Below are 13,910 nucleotides of genomic sequence, written 5' to 3' on the forward strand. Positions count from 1 at the left end.
GAGTTGATATATCAATAGCCGTCACGCAAGACGGCGCATGGAGGAGCCCGGAATGCGGCTGAACGATTTCACCCTGACCCGTTTCCAGTTCGCCCGCGACCGGGTGATCGGGGACAGCCAGGTCCGCATCGCCCAGGCGCATATCGGTGTGATCGAGCTGCACACCGATGACGGGAACACCGGGACGGGTTTCTTCCACAGCCTGTTCCATCCGCTGCCGGCGCTGGCCGAGATCGAGCGGACCTTCGCCGAGGAGGCGTGGCCCGGCCTGGCGGGGCAGGCGCCGGCGGGGCTGATCCACCGCGTCACCCGGCCCCGCGGCGGCAACAGCCGCCGGACGTCGCTCGGCTTCGAAGAGGCGATAGCCCAGGCGCTGTGGGACCTCGCGGCCCGGGAAGCCGGCCTGCCGCTCTACCGCTATCTCGGTGGCAGCGATCCCAAGGTGCGGGTCTATGCCAGCGGCCTCGACTTCCATCTGAGCGACGACGACTACGCGTCCCTGTTCCGGCAGGCGCGGGACCAGGGCTACCGCGGCTTCAAGATCAAGGTCGGCCATCCCGACATCGAATGGGATCTCCGGCGCCTGGCGCTGGTGGCCGAGATCGCCAAGGGCCATGGGCCGATCATGATCGATGCCAACGAGGCCTGGTCGCCGAAGGAGGCGATCCGGCGGCTCGACCAGTTCCGGCGCGCGGGCTTCGACATCCTCTGGGTCGAGGACCCCTGCCTGCGCGACGATTTCGACGGCCTGCGGGAGATCCGCCTGGCCGCGCCGCATGTGCTGGTCAATTCCGGCGAATATCTCGACCTGCGCGGCAAGCGCCGGCTGCTGGAGGGCCGCGGCGCCGACCTTCTCAACGTCCACGGCCATATCGGCGACGTGTTGAAGGCGGGCTGGCTGGCGGCGGAGCATGGCGTCCCGGTGACGCTCGGCAACACGTCGCTGGAGATCGGGGTCCATCTGGCCGCCGCACTGCCCGAGGCCGATTGGCTGGAATACTCGTTCCAGAACACCAACCACCTGGTCGAGGAGCCGATCGCCCTGCGCGACGGCTATGCCTACGCGCCGGACCGGCCGGGCCACGGCCTGGTGCTGTCCGCCGAGGCCCGGGCCGGGGCGGCGCCGCAGGTGCTGCGGCCGGAGGAGCTGCCGCCGGCCCCGGCATCGACGCCGATCCGGCTCCCGTCCTGACCAGATCCAAGAACGCAAAGCCCAAGAACGCAAAACAGGGAGGACATGTCATGCTCGTCGATCGGCGCACATTGCTGCGCACCGCCGCGGCCGTCCCGGTCCTGGCGCTCGCGCCGCGCCTCGCCCGGGCGGCAGCGGAAGGCCGCATCAATTACTGGCACCACCTGACCAGCGAGAGCGAGTTCAAGGGGCTGGAGGCGGTGATGGCGCTGTTCCAGCAGCGCTATCCCGGCATCTCGCTGACCCAGGAGAACATCCCGAACCCGGAATACATGTCGAAGATCACCGCGGCGGTGGTCTCCGGGTCGAAGCCCGACACGGCGATGGTGACCGCCGAGCGGGTCAACGATATGGTCGGGATGGGCGGGCTTGTCGACCTGACCGACCGGATCAAGGGCTGGGACAAGGCGGCGGCATTCCCGCAGGACCGCTGGACCGGGGCGAGCGTCGGCGGCAAGATCTACGGCATCCCGGCCTTCACCTTCGTCGACTGGATGTACTACCGAAAAGACTGGTTCGACGAGGCCGGCATCAGCGGCCCGCCGAAGACGCTGGCCGAGTTCCAGGACGCCGCGATCAAGCTGACCGACCCGGCGAAGGGGCGCTATGGCTTCAGCCTGCGCGGCGGGGCCGGCGGCTACCAATACGTGGTCGACATGATCGAGAGCTTCGGCTCGCCGATCGTCGTCGATGGCAAGCCGGCGATGGACAAGCCCAAGGCCATCGAGGCGATCACCTTCCTGTCGGAGCTGTTCACGCGGTACAAGGCCTGCCCGCCCAGCGCGCCCAATGACGGCTACCGGCAGATCATGGAGGCGTTCAAGACCGGCCAGACCGCCATGGTCTGGCATCACACCGGATCGCTGGCGGAGATCTCCGGCGCGATGAAGCCGGGCCAGTTCATGACCGCGGTGCGCCCGGCCGGCCCTGCCGCCCACATCGCGCGGCTGACCTATCAGTTCAACGGCCTGATGTCGGATGCCAATGCCGAAGCCGCCTGGGCCTGGCTCGCCTTCTGGGCCGAGCCCGACGCGGCGATCGCGTTCCTGGAGCAGACGGGGTACTTCCCGGCCTCGCCGCAGACGGCGTCGGACAGCCGCATCACCGGCAACCCGCTCTATGGCGCCGCGGTCGAGACGACCAAATTCGGCCGCCTGCCACCCCGGTTCATCGGCTCCGCGGGATGGGACGACAATGTCGTGCTGCCCGAATTCCAGAAGGTCCTGGTCGGCCGGAGCACGCCGGAGGCCTGCGTCGATGCCCTGATGGCCGGCCTCGACGCCGCCCTGCAGTAGCGGCCGGGGCAGGGGGGCGGCAACCGTCCCGCGGGACTGCCGCACGGCCAGACCGAGGATCGAGGGAGGCGCGGCATGCGCATCGAGGACATCCGCTGCTGGGTGGTCGAGACCGAGCATCCGGCGCATCCCTATCGCTGGCGCCAGGGGCTGGCCGGATCCGGCGACGGCACCCCGGCGGACCGCAAGCCGCTGAAGGCCGTGATCCGCATGGACACCGATTCCGGCATCTCCGGCGCGATCGAGGTGGCGAATGCCTGGGGCGCGATGAGCCTGGTCGACCGGCGGCTGAAGCGGCTCGTCGGCGAGAACCCGCTCCTGACCGAAAGGCTGTGGACGCTGGTCTGGGAGATCGACCGGATCGAGGAGATCGCGATGCCGCATCTCGGCATCGTCGACCTGCTCGCCTGGGACATCAAGGCCAAGGCCGCCGGCATGCCGCTGCACCAGCTGCTCGGCGGCCATGACCGCCGGGTGCCGGCCTACGCCTCCACGGTCACCTGGGACTCGATGGGCGACTACGAGCGGCACATCAAGCAGTGCATCGATGCCGGCTTCACCGCCTTCAAGCTGCACGCCTGGGGCGACGCGAAGGAGGATGCGGTGCTGTCCCGCAACCTCCGGCGCTGGGCCGGGCCCGATGCGGCTCTGATGTTCGACGGCTCGGCCGGCTGGGACTACGTCACCGCCCTGCGGTTCGGCCGGGTGCTCGAGGCGGAAGGGTTCCTCTGGTACGAGGAGCCGATGCGGGAGTTCGAGCTGGGCTCGTATCGCAAGCTCTGTGACGCGCTCGACATCCCGGTCCTGGCGGCGGAGACCTCGGATGGCTGTCATTGGAACATGGCCAGCTGGATCCAGGCCGGCGCGCTCGACATGGCGCGGACCAGCGCCTTCTACAAAGGCGGCCTGACCGGGGCAGTCAAGATCGCGCATCTGGCGGAAGCGCATGGCATGCGGGCCCAGGTGCACGGGATGGGCCTGGCCAACGCCCAGCTCTGCGCCGCCATCCTCAACAACGACTATTACGAGCAGCTGGTGATCTCGAGCGAGCAGATCGCGGGCCTGGGCAGGCTCGGCCCCCTGTCGATCGAGGGCGGCGTGCTCACGGTGTCCGATGCCCCGGGGATCGGCTTCGACTTCGACTGGGAGCGGATCGAGGCCACGGCCGTGGCGCGGGCATGACGGCGCTGGACCTGCCCTCGGCGCGGGCCCCTGCGCCAACCCGTCGGCTCGGCCCCCTCGGCCGCCTGTCGGAAAGCCGGCGCTGGGCCTACTACCTGCTGCTTCCGAGCCTGGTGCTGATCCTGGCGGTCGTGCTGTACCCGACGCTGTGGGGCATGGTGCTCAGCGTCCGCGAGATGAGGCTGAACCGGGTCGACCTCGGGACCGGCTTCGTCGGCCTCAAGCACTACGTCGCGCTGGTCCATGATCCGGTGTTCTGGCTGTCGCTGCAGAACACCGTCGTCTGGGTCGCGGGGGCCGCGAGCGGCGAGCTTCTGCTCGGGCTGCTGACGGCGCTGGTGCTCAACACCAGCCTGCCGGGCTTCCGCGTGTTCGGGATCCTGGTGCTGCTGCCCTGGTTCCTGCCGAACGTCGTCGCCGGCCATATGTGGGCGCTGATGCTGGATCCGCGCCTCGGCGTGCTCAACGACATCCTGGTGCGTGTCGGCATTCTCGGCAGCTACAAGGCGTGGTTCGCGGATCCGGACATGGCGATGTTCGCCGCCATGGTGGTCGAGGTCTGGCATGGCTTCCCCTTCTTCGCGCTGCTGCTGCTAGCGGCCCTGAAGGGGATCCCCAGCGACCTCTACGAGGCGGCGGCGACCGACGGCGCCGGGCTGTGGCGCCAGTTCGTGCATATCACCCTGCCGCAGCTGCGGGTCGTGATCGTGGCGACCGTGGTGCTGCGCGTCATCAGCCTGGTGAACTCGCCCGACATCCTGCTGATCCTGACCGGCGGCGGGCCGGGCCGCTCGACCCAGGTGCTGTCGCTGTATGCCTTCCTGAAGGCGAACAAGGAATTCAACTTCGGCTACGCCAGCGCGCTGTCGGTGGTGATGTTCCTGCTGCTGATGGTGTTCAGCTACGCCTATGTGAAGCTTTCCAACGCGATGAGGGACTGATGCTTCGCAGCCACTCCGCCCGGCGCCGGATCCATGTCCTGCTCTGCTATGCCGTCGCCCTGTCGATCGTGGCCTTCGCGATGTTCCCGGTGCTGTGGGCGCTCCTGACCTCGCTCAAGCCGGAAGCGGACATCGTCACCGCGACGATCCAGTACATCCCGGACCGGGTGACGTTCGACAACTACGTCGCGATCTGGACGCGCTCCAACTTCCCGACCCTGATCGTCAACAGCGCCGTCGTGACGCTGACGACCGTCGTCATCTGCGTCGTGATCGGGACGCTCGCCTCCTATGCCGTCGCCCGCTATCGCTTCCGCGGCCGGCGCGAGCTGATGCTGTTCTACCTGGTGGTGCGGATGTTTCCCGCGGTCATGATCATCGTGCCGCTGTTCATCCTGATGCGCAGCGTCGGCCTGCTCGACAGCCGCCTCGGGCTGGCGCTGGCCTACACCACCTTCCTGCTGCCGGTCTTCATCTGGATGATGAAGGGGTTCTTCGATGCGGTGCCGTCGGAGCTGGAAGACGCTGCCAGGATCGACGGGGCGTCGCGCATCGGCGCGATGCTGCGCATCGTCCTGCCGCTGGTGGCGGGCGGCCTCGTCGCCACCGCGGTCTTCGTGGCGATCGGGGCCTGGAACGAGTTCCTGTTCGCGCTGATGCTGACCACCAGCACCGGTTCGCGCACCTGGCCGGTCGGGCTGCAACTCATGGTCGGGGAGTTCCAGCTGCCCTGGGGGGCGCTCTCGGCCGGGGGCATCATCAGCATCGTCCCGGTCGTCGTGCTGTTCGCGATCGTGCAGCGGGCGATGGTGCGGGGCCTGACGGCCGGGGCCGTCAAAGGCTGAATGGCGTCCCGGGAGAGAAACCGCGCCGTCGAGCCGACGGCGACCGTCGCCGGCTTCATTCCCGTCGAATCAACTGAGCAGCAGAAAGCCGACAGATCCCCGGCGATCCGGCGGTGGGCATTGGTGCTCGGCGCCGGGCCGGTCCCGAAACGGCTGATCAGTTTCGATTCTTGTTGCTGAGCCAGTGCCCGAGGTTGACCGCGAGCATGGGTGCCCCGCAAACGTCGAGGGGGCGGACGGCGTCGAGCACGGAGGTGTCCGCTGGCTTGCGGGGCACTGCCCCAGTCAGCCTTGCTCTCCGGCGGCACCCTGTCGGAGGCGTTGATCCAGCTCGCCAAGTCAGCGATGAATTGCTTCAACTTCTTGGCGGTCACGTTCTCGAACATGCGGTGCGTCGTCCTGCTCCAGTCCCTCGAGCAGCGCGAGTTCCTCGTTCGAGGCGCCCAGCTTCCGCCAATCCTCGCTCTTCGCCACGATTCCCTGATAGGAGCGCAGCTTGGCCTGCGGGACGTGGGGCGACATCAGACCGATCGCTTCGCCGCCTGCGGCGTGCTTGCGCGCGGCGTCGATCATGACGCGGCGGAACTGGACGATGGCGATGTCGCTGGCCCCCAGGCGCTCGCTGGTGCGGTCGGCGATGGGGCCCATCGATTCCCACATCATGATGTCCTGGTTGGGGATGCCTGGCACGCCGGTGAAGTTCCCCAGCTTCATCGCCTTCCGATCCTGGAGATAGCTGTTCGCCCTGGTCCGCAACACCGGTTTGTAGGTCTCGTCCAGATCGAGTCCGACCTGCGCGCCGCAGAACTTCCGCCAGGCCTCCTGGTCGATGCAGTCGGAATTGTCCCAGGCGATGAAGTGGAAATAGCTGGACACGTCGTCCTTGGGCACGATCACGCTCGCGACATTGTATGAGGCGTTCGGCGGGATCAGGGMCGTGAAAGGGGCAACGAAGACGGTCATTCGGACGTAATCGTGGGTCTGGGCATTGGCGATCGGCCGGCGGATTGCGGCATAGCGGAAGCCGTAATTGGTGAGCTGCACCTGGATACGCGGATTCTTGTCGGTCGAAGGACGGGTCCAATGCGTCGCCGTCGCGCCGGCGGTGGTCACCCGTGCCGGCTTCATGTCGGAGGAATGCAGGCTCGAAGAATGGGCGGAGTCGATCTGCCCTTCCATGATCTGGGCCCAATTGCACGGCAGGTCGATCTTCACGATCGAGATCTTCGTCTCCGGGGTGGGAGCCCAGGGCGGCGGCTCGAATTCCGGCATCCGGTCTTTCGGGCCCATATAGACCCAGATGAACCCGCCGGCCTCCCGGGTCGGGTACGCCTTGTGCTGCACCTTCTCGGCGAACCCGCTTTCCGGCGGCTCGGAGACCATCTCCAGGACCTTGCCGTCCACGTCGAATTTCCAGCCGTGATAGAGGCAGCGCAGCCCACAATCCTCGTTTCGTCCGAAAAACAGCGACGCCTTGCGGTGCGGGCAATATTCGCCGAGGACGCCGATGCGGCCGTCGGTGTCCCGGAAGGCGACGAGGTCTTCGCCGAACAGGCGGGCCCTCACCGGCGCGCCATCGCTCTCGATCAGCTGTTCCGACAGAAGCGCCGGCACCCAGTGGCGGCGCATCAGTCGCCCCGTCGGAGCGTCACCTTCGACGCGGCAGAGCAGCTCGTTCTCGTCGCGAGTCAGCATGTCGTTTTCCTCCTTTGCGGTAGCTGGGGCTGGTCAAACGCCAATCGATTAGATATCTAAGTGATAAGGTAATCTGGTCGGTAGCGGTTGTCGAGAGGAAGGGACGGAGGGTGGCGATGGCCGAAGAAGCAGGGGCCGTTCAGGTCGAGATCACCGAGAAACGTCTTGTGGCGGACGACATCTGCCTGTTCGAGCTCCGCTCGGCCGAGAGCCGTCCGTTACCGCCGTTCACGCCAGGCGCGCATATCGGAGTCGCGGTTCCGAACGGCGAGTTGCGGAAGTACTCGCTCTGCAACAGCCCGGATGAGACCGATCGGTATGTCATCGCGGTCAAGAAGGAGCATGGCGGCCGGGGAGGGTCGGTCAGCCTGATCGACCGGACGGGAGTGGGCGACCTGATCACGATCGCCCCGCCGCGGAACGACTTCGAGCTCAAGGCCGGCCCGTCGAGCTACATCTTCATCGCCGGCGGCATCGGCATCACCCCGATCCGGGCCATGATCAAGCACCTGCAGGCGACGCGGGCGGCGCCGTTCAGGCTCTACTACTTCACCCGCACGCCCGGGATGATGGCTTTCCGCGAGGAGTTCCTGAGCTCGGAGTTCCGGGGGAAGGTGGTGGTCCATCACGACGGCGGCGATCCGGACAAGGCTTATGATCTTTGGCCTGTGCTCGAAGATCCGAAAGGCGCGCATCTGTACTGCTGCGGGCCGCGCGGATTGATGGAGGCGGTCCGGGACATGACCGGGCACTGGTCGTCCGCGGCCGTGCATTTCGAGGATTTCGGCGCCGCCAAAGCTCGCCCGGAGGACAACACCCCTTTCACCATACGCTTGGCGAGGAGCGGCGAGAGCTATGAGGTGCCGGTCGACAAGACGATCCTCGAAGTTCTGCGGGAAGCGGGAAAGGTCCTGCCGAGCTCCTGCGAGAGCGGCACATGCGGAACCTGCAGGACCCGCCTGGTCTCAGGCGAACCGGACCATCGCGACCTCGCTTTGGCCGAGCACGAGCGCCCGCGGAACATCATGATCTGCGTCTCGCGGGCCAGATCTCCCGACCTCGTCCTCGACCTTTAGGAGCGTCCCATGAGCGAGCCCTTGCGGCTGGGCGTCGTCGGGCTTGGCCGAGCCTTCATGCTGATGCTGCCGACCTTCGCGCATCATCCCCTGGTCCGGCTCGTCGCTGCCGCCGACCCGCGCAGCGAGGCTCGCCGGCAATTCGAAGCGGACTTCTCGACACCGGAGCTGGCGGCGCGGGTCTATGACAGTGTCGAGGCGCTCTGCGCCGACGGCGCGGTCGAGGCGATCTACATCGCCTCTCCGCACCAGCTGCATCTCGAGCATGTCAGGCTGGCCGTGGGACACCGCAAGCACATCCTGGTCGAGAAGCCGATGGCGCTTTCCATCGCGGACTGCCGGGCGATGATCGCGGCGGCGCGGGCGGCCGGCGTCCATCTCCTGGTCGGTCACAGCCACTCCTACGACGCGCCCTATCTGAAGTCGGCGGAGCTGATCCGCACCGGCCGCTTCGGCCGCCCCCGCATGATCGTGGCGACGACCTACACCGACTTTCTGTACCGGCCGCGCCGCCCGGAGGAGCTCGACACCTCACAGGGCGGCGGAGTCGTGTTCAGCCAGGCCGCCCATCAGGTCGACGTCGTTCGGCTGCTTGCCGGCGGGGTCGTGTCGAGCGTCCGAGCTGTCACCGGGCGCTTCGATCCTGCCCGTCCGACCGAAGGCGCCTATCAGGCATTCCTGAACTTCTCCGGAGATGCCAGCGCGACGCTGACCTACAGCGGCTATGGCCGATACGACACCGACGAGCATCTCGGCTGGATCGGGGAGCTCGGCCAGAGGCGGGATCCGGACGGCTACGGCGCCGCCCGCCGCGGGCTTGCCCGGGTCTCGACGCCGGAAGGGGAGGCGGCGCTGAAGAACGCCCGCGCCTATGGCGCTGCGAAAGGCGCGATCTCGGCGCCTGCCGCCGCGGCGGAAGGCGCGATCTCGGCGCCTGCCGCCGCGGCGGGGCACAACCATTTCGGCCACATCGTCGTCTCGTGCGAGAGAGCCGATCTTCGGCCGATGGCGGATGGGGTCATGATCTATGCCGACGACCGATGCTGGCTGGAGCCGCTGGCCGTCCCCGATGTGCCCCGTGCCGAGGTGGTCGATGAGCTATATGCCGCCGTGAAACAGAATATAGCTCCCCTGCATTCCGGGGAGTGGGGCATGGCGACGCTCGAGGTCTGTCTCGCCATTCTCGAATCGGCGGCCTCGGGCCGCGAGATCGTGCTCGAGCACCAGATCGCGGCAGGCTGACCCTCTCTCGGAACCGGGCTTCCATGTCGGCCCTTCGGCAGCGTGCGGAGACCGTGCGCGTGGCAAAGCCGCGACTCGCCGTTCAGCTGTGATCGGCCGGCCCTTCAGGCGGCGGGTTGTTCGCCGCGGCCGAGAGGATGGCGATCGTGTCCTGTTCGGCCGCGGCAGCGCTCATATAGCGCGGGGCCGTGGTGACCAGAGGGCGGTCGGCATCCGCGGGGTAGTAGATCTCGATCGAGAAGCGCCCCGTCCGTGCGTCCTCGGCTGCCTCGATGCGGATGAGCGGCATGGATGTCTCCTCAATGAGCCCGGCCACGACGGCAAGTCTCGCATACGATTAGACCGCGGCCCGCTCCCGGACCAAGGCGGGAAGACTCTGGCTGCGATACCTTTTGCGGATGGCGGGGAGGATCGGCTTCAGCCGCGATCTCGAACGTTTCGCGGCTTCGGCGAACTGCTTCGCGACGGCTTCTCCGATCCCCGCTCCACCGTCGGCGACGGTGCCGGCGAATGCCGGGATATGGTTTCCTTTGCGTCCGAATGATTTGGCAATCGAGACGCCGGCGCGACGACGCATCGGCAAGTTCGGATCTGGTATCCTGACGACTTCTATTGCGCCGTCCAGCCGCCATCGACCGACACGCTGGTGCCGGTGATCTGCTCGGCCGCGTCCGAGCACAGGAAGGCGACCGTGCCGCCCAGCTGCTCCGGCGTCACGAAGGTCATCGAGGGCTGCTTCTCGCCCAGCAGCTGCCGCGCCGCTTCGTCCTGGCTGATGCCCTTCTCGGCCGCGATCGCGCTGATCTGCTTCTCCACCAGCGGGGTGCGGACCCAGCCCGGACACACCGCGTTGCAGGTGACGCCGGTGCCGGCCGTCTCCAGCCCCACCACCTTGGTCAGCCCGATCAGCCCGTGCTTGGCCGCGACATAGGCGGCCTTGTGGGCCGAGGCGACCAGGCCGTGGGCGGAGGCGATGTTGACGATCCGGCCCCAACCTTGGCTCTTCATATGCGGCACCGCCGCGGCGATGCCGTGGAACGCCGCCGACAGGTTGATCGCCAGGATCGCATCCCACTTCTCGGCCGGGAATTCCTCCACCGGCGCGGTGAACTGGATGCCGGCATTGTTCACCAGGATGTCGACCCGGCCGAGCTTCTCGACCGTGGCCGCCACCAGGCCGCGCACCGCGTCGCCCTTCGACATGTCGGCGCCGTCATAGACCGCGCGCACCCCGTGCTCGCGCTCGATACCGCTGCGAATCGCCTCGATTTCGCCGGCGTCGCCGAAGCCGTTCAACACGATGTCGGCACCCTGGCCGGTCAGCACCCGGGCGATGCCGAGCCCGATGCCGCTGGTCGATCCGGTGACGATCGCAACCTTGCCCTTCAACATAGGTCCGTTCCTTGAGATGACGGGAGTGGGGTCTTCGAGGGCGCCTCAGCGCTTGAACAGCGCGTCCGCGACCGATTTATGGCTCTGCTTGCCGGCGATCACGCCGCGGGCGCGGGCGATCTCGGCCTCCAGCTCGGCGACATACGCCTCGAGCTCGGCGACCGAAAGCCCGTCCAACGGCTTCGGGGGCGCCTTGCGCTGGCGCGGTTCGAGATCTTCGGGGTCCATCGGCCATCTCCTTCGGCAGCGGATGGACAATCCTCGCGGGCGGCGCGAGGATCGGCAAGCCCGGAGCGCAAGCGTGCCGGAGCGCCTGCACTGTCGACGGGCGACCTTAGGCCGCCCCATCCGACGCCCGGATGACGGCCGCATGACATTTCGGCCATGATCCGGCCCTTTCCGAAAGACAGGGCGAGAGCCGATGACGAGCCTTCCCGAGACCATGACCGCGATCGTGATCGAGGCCCCCGGCGGGCCCGAGGTGCTGAAGCCGGCGACCCTGCCGGTGCCGTCGCCCGGGGCCGGCGAGATCCTGATCAGAGTCGAAGCCGCGGGGGTGAACCGGCCCGACGTGCTGCAGCGCCGCGGCCTGTACAACCCGCCGCCGGGTGCCAGCCCGCTGCCGGGGCTGGAGGTCGCAGGCACCGTCGCCGCCATCGGCCCGGACGTGGCCGGCTGGTCGGTCGGCGACCCGGTCTGCGGCCTGGTCTCCGGCGGCGGCTATGCCGAATTCTGCGTCGCCCCGGCGCCGCAATGCCTGCCGATCCCCAAGGGCCTGTCCGCGGCCGAGGCGGCGGGCCTGCCCGAGACCCTGTTCACCGTGTGGACCAATGTGTTCGAGCGCGGCCGGCTGCAGACCGGCGAGCGTTTCCTGGTGCATGGCGGGTCGAGCGGCATCGGCACCACCGCGATCCAGCTGGCCAAGGCCTGGGGCGCCATCGTCTTCGCCACCGCCGGCAGCGCCGGGAAGGCCCAGGCCTGCCGCGACCTGGGCGCCGATGTCGCGATCGACTACCGCGAGCAGGACTTCCTGGCCGTGGTCAGGGAGAAGACCGGCGGCCGCGGCGTCGACCTGATCCTCGACATGGTCGGCGGCGACTATGTCGCCCGCAACATCGATGCGCTGGCGGTCGACGGCCGGCACGTCAGCATCGCCTTCCTCAAGGGCTCGAAGGTCGAGATCGACCTGCAGAAGGTGATGGCCAAGCGGCTGACCCTGACCGGGTCGACCCTGCGGCCGCGCAGCGTCGCCGAGAAAGGCGCCATCGCCGCGGCGCTGCAGGCCGAGGTCTGGCCGCTGATCGAGGCCGGGCGGGTCAGGCCGGTGATCCATGCCACCTTCCCGCTGGCGCAGGCGGCGGAGGCGCATGCGCTGATGGAATCGAGCGCGCATGTCGGGAAAATCATACTCCTCGCTTGACTCGGGCGTGCGACATCCCTAGGTCGAGCACAGTGGGCGGCGCCGCGCCGACCCCGCTCCCCTCCCTTAAATACGAGTGCGAGAGGACAGGTCGGCCGCCCCGGCCGGTCGCGGCGGGATCGCTTTGCGCAGAGGAGTACGCGAACAATGAACAAACAGCCCCTGATGCCGAAGGCGACCGCCGTCTGGCTCGTCGAGAACACGTCGCTGAGCTTCGACCAGATCGCCGCCTTCTGCGGCCTGCATGAGCTGGAGATCCGGGCCATCGCCGACGGTGAGGTCGCGATCGGCATGGTCGGGCTGGACCCGATCGTCAACGGCCAGCTGACCCAGGCCGAGATCGACCGCTGCCAGGCCGACCCGAACGCCCGGCTGCGCATGGCCATCTCGGACATGCCGCAGCCGGTCGCCCGCTCCAAGGGCCCGCGCTACACGCCGGTGACCAAGCGCGGCGACAAGCCGGACGCCATCGCCTATCTGCTGAAGGAGCATCCGGAGCTGTCGGACGCGCAGATCTGCAAGCTGATCGGCACCACCAAGCCGACCATCCAGGCGATCCGCGACAAGAGCCATTGGAATTCGCCGAACCTGAAGCCGCGCAGCCCGGTGATGGTGGGTCTTTGCTCCTATCTGGAGCTGGATGCGGCCCTGACCAAGGCCCGCGCCAACCTGCCGCCGGGCGCGATTCCGACCCCGACCGTCAGCTTCGATGAGGATTCCGAGGACACCCGGGAGGACTGAGGCGCGGCTCGGCCTCCACAAACGACAAGGGCGGCGCCCCCCGGCACCGCCCTTTGAATTTTGAGATCCGTGATCTCTCCGTCAGGCGTGATCCAATCGCGCCATCTCATCCTTCAGTCTCAGCTTTTCCTTTTTCAGCCGTACGATCTCGATCTCGTCGGGTAGGGGGCGGTGGACCGCATCTTCCAATGTGCGATCCAGGGCGGCGTGCTTGGTCCGAAGCGCTTCAATACGCTCTGCGACAGCCATCTCTCGCTCCTCTGTTGAAAGCTGGACAGTGGTTCAGCCCCTCCTCTTTCCCATATGTTACGCCCCGATGGCGGTTGCAAGTCAACGTGGCATCTATTCCTGTTACGGAAGCGGGACAATCGGTCGCCCCCACCGATCGGCTGTGCCATCGATGTGAAATTTCCTTAACGCGACGGTTTCCGACTCCTTCCACCGCTTCGCTCGGCTAGTCTTGTGCAGCGCACAACAGCGAGGAGTCAGCGAGATGGATGCCAAAACCGTGCGGGAGACCGCCTTCGCCATGCCGCTGACCAGCCCGGCCTTTCCGCCGGGCCCGTACCGCTTCGTCGACCGCCAGTACTTCATCATCCGCTACCGCACCGACCCGGAGGCGCTGCGCCGGGTGGTGCCGGAGCCGCTGGAGATCGTCGAGCCGGTGGTGAATTACGAGTTCATCCGGATGCCGGATTCGACCGGCTTCGGCGACTACACCGAGAGCGGCCAGGTGATCCCGGTGCGCTACCAGGGCCAGGTCGGCGGCTACACCCACCAGATGTTCCTGAACGACCACCCGCCGATCGCCGGTGGGCGCGAGCTGTGGGGCTTCCCGAAGAAGCTGGCCCAGCCGACGCTGGCGGTGGAGACCGACACCCTGGTCGGC

The 13,910-nt window shown here is 67.5% G+C and carries 16 protein-coding genes; 10 read left to right on the top strand and 6 right to left on the bottom strand.

Annotated features, from left to right (window positions below; all coding sequences use genetic code 11):
• Nucleotides 1–52: 52 nt before the first annotated feature.
• The 5 genes from AB4Z01_RS02445 to AB4Z01_RS02465 all read left to right on the top strand — a co-directional run bounded on the left by AB4Z01_RS02445 (nucleotide 53) and on the right by AB4Z01_RS02465 (nucleotide 5,455).
• Nucleotides 53–1,192 carry a mandelate racemase/muconate lactonizing enzyme family protein gene (locus tag AB4Z01_RS02445; protein ID WP_441690222.1) on the top strand — a complete coding sequence of 380 codons (1,140 nt, stop codon included), beginning with the start codon at nucleotides 53–55 and terminating at the stop codon, nucleotides 1,190–1,192.
• A gap of 50 nt (nucleotides 1,193–1,242) precedes the next feature.
• Nucleotides 1,243–2,487, top strand: coding sequence for an ABC transporter substrate-binding protein (locus AB4Z01_RS02450; protein ID WP_441690225.1), 1,245 nt, complete (start codon nucleotides 1,243–1,245; stop codon nucleotides 2,485–2,487).
• A 75-nt stretch (nucleotides 2,488–2,562) separates the two neighbouring features.
• Nucleotides 2,563–3,669, top strand: a complete 1,107-nt coding sequence (locus AB4Z01_RS02455) for an enolase C-terminal domain-like protein (RefSeq protein WP_441690228.1) — start codon at nucleotides 2,563–2,565, stop codon at nucleotides 3,667–3,669.
• A complete protein-coding gene (locus AB4Z01_RS02460; protein ID WP_441690231.1) occupies nucleotides 3,666–4,610 on the top strand; it encodes a carbohydrate ABC transporter permease in 945 nt (314 codons plus the stop codon). Before AB4Z01_RS02455 ends, AB4Z01_RS02460 begins: the two co-directional genes overlap by 4 nt.
• Nucleotides 4,610–5,455 carry a carbohydrate ABC transporter permease gene (locus AB4Z01_RS02465; RefSeq protein WP_441690234.1) on the top strand — a complete coding sequence of 282 codons (846 nt, stop codon included), beginning with the start codon at nucleotides 4,610–4,612 and terminating at the stop codon, nucleotides 5,453–5,455. Before AB4Z01_RS02460 ends, AB4Z01_RS02465 begins: the two co-directional genes overlap by 1 nt.
• 339 nt (nucleotides 5,456–5,794) lie before the next feature.
• Here AB4Z01_RS02465 and AB4Z01_RS02470 read toward each other — a convergent pair whose 3' ends face one another.
• Nucleotides 5,795–7,150, bottom strand: a complete 1,356-nt coding sequence (locus tag AB4Z01_RS02470) for a Rieske 2Fe-2S domain-containing protein (protein WP_441690237.1) — start codon at nucleotides 7,148–7,150, stop codon at nucleotides 5,795–5,797.
• Nucleotides 7,151–7,266: 116 nt separating this feature from the next.
• On the opposite strand from AB4Z01_RS02470, the gene AB4Z01_RS02475 reads away from it, so the two are divergent.
• A complete protein-coding gene (locus AB4Z01_RS02475) occupies nucleotides 7,267–8,226 on the top strand; it encodes a PDR/VanB family oxidoreductase (RefSeq protein ID WP_441690240.1) in 960 nt (319 codons plus the stop codon).
• 9 nt (nucleotides 8,227–8,235) lie between these two features.
• Nucleotides 8,236–9,468: a Gfo/Idh/MocA family protein gene (locus tag AB4Z01_RS02480; RefSeq protein ID WP_441690242.1), complete on the top strand. Its 1,233-nt coding sequence runs from the start codon at nucleotides 8,236–8,238 to the stop codon at nucleotides 9,466–9,468.
• Nucleotides 9,469–9,550: 82 nt separating this feature from the next.
• Here AB4Z01_RS02480 and AB4Z01_RS02485 read toward each other — a convergent pair whose 3' ends face one another.
• The 4 genes from AB4Z01_RS02485 to AB4Z01_RS02500 are packed head-to-tail and all read right to left on the bottom strand — an operon-like array spanning nucleotide 9,551 to nucleotide 11,088.
• Entirely contained in the window at nucleotides 9,551–9,757 is a 207-nt protein-coding gene (locus tag AB4Z01_RS02485; protein ID WP_441690245.1) for a hypothetical protein, read from the bottom strand.
• A 48-nt stretch (nucleotides 9,758–9,805) separates the two neighbouring features.
• Nucleotides 9,806–10,045 (bottom strand): hypothetical protein, encoded by a 240-nt coding sequence (locus AB4Z01_RS02490; protein ID WP_441690248.1) that lies wholly within the window; start codon nucleotides 10,043–10,045, stop codon nucleotides 9,806–9,808.
• 32 nt (nucleotides 10,046–10,077) lie between these two features.
• Nucleotides 10,078–10,860 carry a 3-hydroxybutyrate dehydrogenase gene (locus AB4Z01_RS02495; protein ID WP_441690250.1) on the bottom strand — a complete coding sequence of 261 codons (783 nt, stop codon included), beginning with the start codon at nucleotides 10,858–10,860 and terminating at the stop codon, nucleotides 10,078–10,080.
• 45 nt (nucleotides 10,861–10,905) lie between these two features.
• Nucleotides 10,906–11,088: a DUF1192 domain-containing protein gene (locus tag AB4Z01_RS02500; protein WP_429224497.1), complete on the bottom strand. Its 183-nt coding sequence runs from the start codon at nucleotides 11,086–11,088 to the stop codon at nucleotides 10,906–10,908.
• A gap of 193 nt (nucleotides 11,089–11,281) precedes the next feature.
• On the opposite strand from AB4Z01_RS02500, the gene AB4Z01_RS02505 reads away from it, so the two are divergent.
• The gene (locus AB4Z01_RS02505; protein ID WP_441690253.1) at nucleotides 11,282–12,280 is read left to right on the top strand and encodes an NAD(P)H-quinone oxidoreductase; all 999 of its coding nucleotides are present in this window, start codon (nucleotides 11,282–11,284) and stop codon (nucleotides 12,278–12,280) included.
• Nucleotides 12,281–12,427: 147 nt separating this feature from the next.
• The gene (locus tag AB4Z01_RS02510) at nucleotides 12,428–13,021 is read left to right on the top strand and encodes a DUF1013 domain-containing protein (protein WP_429224499.1); all 594 of its coding nucleotides are present in this window, start codon (nucleotides 12,428–12,430) and stop codon (nucleotides 13,019–13,021) included.
• An 81-nt stretch (nucleotides 13,022–13,102) separates the two neighbouring features.
• On the opposite strand, the gene AB4Z01_RS02515 is transcribed toward AB4Z01_RS02510, so the two are convergent.
• On the bottom strand, nucleotides 13,103–13,270 hold the full coding sequence (locus AB4Z01_RS02515; RefSeq protein ID WP_441690257.1) for a YdcH family protein: 168 nt from the start codon (nucleotides 13,268–13,270) through the stop codon (nucleotides 13,103–13,105).
• 244 nt (nucleotides 13,271–13,514) lie between these two features.
• Here AB4Z01_RS02515 and AB4Z01_RS02520 point away from each other — a divergent pair.
• Nucleotides 13,515–13,910 (top strand): acetoacetate decarboxylase (locus AB4Z01_RS02520; RefSeq protein ID WP_441690260.1); only part of this gene is annotated, 396 nt, incomplete at its 3' end.

It is taken from the genome of Inquilinus sp. YAF38, assembly GCF_052113205.1.
Taxonomy (GTDB): domain Bacteria; phylum Pseudomonadota; class Alphaproteobacteria; order DSM-16000; family Inquilinaceae; genus Inquilinus.

Bases quoted from the DNA above. Each gene is read 5' to 3' on its own strand.
- AB4Z01_RS02445 (WP_441690222.1), top strand. From the start codon at position 53: ATGCGGCTGAACGATTTCACCCTGACCCGTTTCCAGTTCGCCCGCGAC.
- AB4Z01_RS02510 (WP_429224499.1), top strand. From the start codon at position 12,428: ATGAACAAACAGCCCCTGATGCCGAAGGCGACCGCCGTCTGGCTCGTC.
- AB4Z01_RS02455 (WP_441690228.1), top strand. From the start codon at position 2,563: ATGCGCATCGAGGACATCCGCTGCTGGGTGGTCGAGACCGAGCATCCG.
- AB4Z01_RS02500 (WP_429224497.1), bottom strand. From the start codon at position 11,088: ATGGACCCCGAAGATCTCGAACCGCGCCAGCGCAAGGCGCCCCCGAAG.
- AB4Z01_RS02465 (WP_441690234.1), top strand. From the start codon at position 4,610: ATGCTTCGCAGCCACTCCGCCCGGCGCCGGATCCATGTCCTGCTCTGC.
- AB4Z01_RS02450 (WP_441690225.1), top strand. From the start codon at position 1,243: ATGCTCGTCGATCGGCGCACATTGCTGCGCACCGCCGCGGCCGTCCCG.
- AB4Z01_RS02485 (WP_441690245.1), bottom strand. From the start codon at position 9,757: ATGCCGCTCATCCGCATCGAGGCAGCCGAGGACGCACGGACGGGGCGC.
- AB4Z01_RS02480 (WP_441690242.1), top strand. From the start codon at position 8,236: ATGAGCGAGCCCTTGCGGCTGGGCGTCGTCGGGCTTGGCCGAGCCTTC.
- AB4Z01_RS02505 (WP_441690253.1), top strand. From the start codon at position 11,282: ATGACGAGCCTTCCCGAGACCATGACCGCGATCGTGATCGAGGCCCCC.
- AB4Z01_RS02515 (WP_441690257.1), bottom strand. From the start codon at position 13,270: ATGGCTGTCGCAGAGCGTATTGAAGCGCTTCGGACCAAGCACGCCGCC.
- AB4Z01_RS02495 (WP_441690250.1), bottom strand. From the start codon at position 10,860: ATGTTGAAGGGCAAGGTTGCGATCGTCACCGGATCGACCAGCGGCATC.
- AB4Z01_RS02490 (WP_441690248.1), bottom strand. From the start codon at position 10,045: ATGCGTCGTCGCGCCGGCGTCTCGATTGCCAAATCATTCGGACGCAAA.
- AB4Z01_RS02460 (WP_441690231.1), top strand. From the start codon at position 3,666: ATGACGGCGCTGGACCTGCCCTCGGCGCGGGCCCCTGCGCCAACCCGT.
- AB4Z01_RS02475 (WP_441690240.1), top strand. From the start codon at position 7,267: ATGGCCGAAGAAGCAGGGGCCGTTCAGGTCGAGATCACCGAGAAACGT.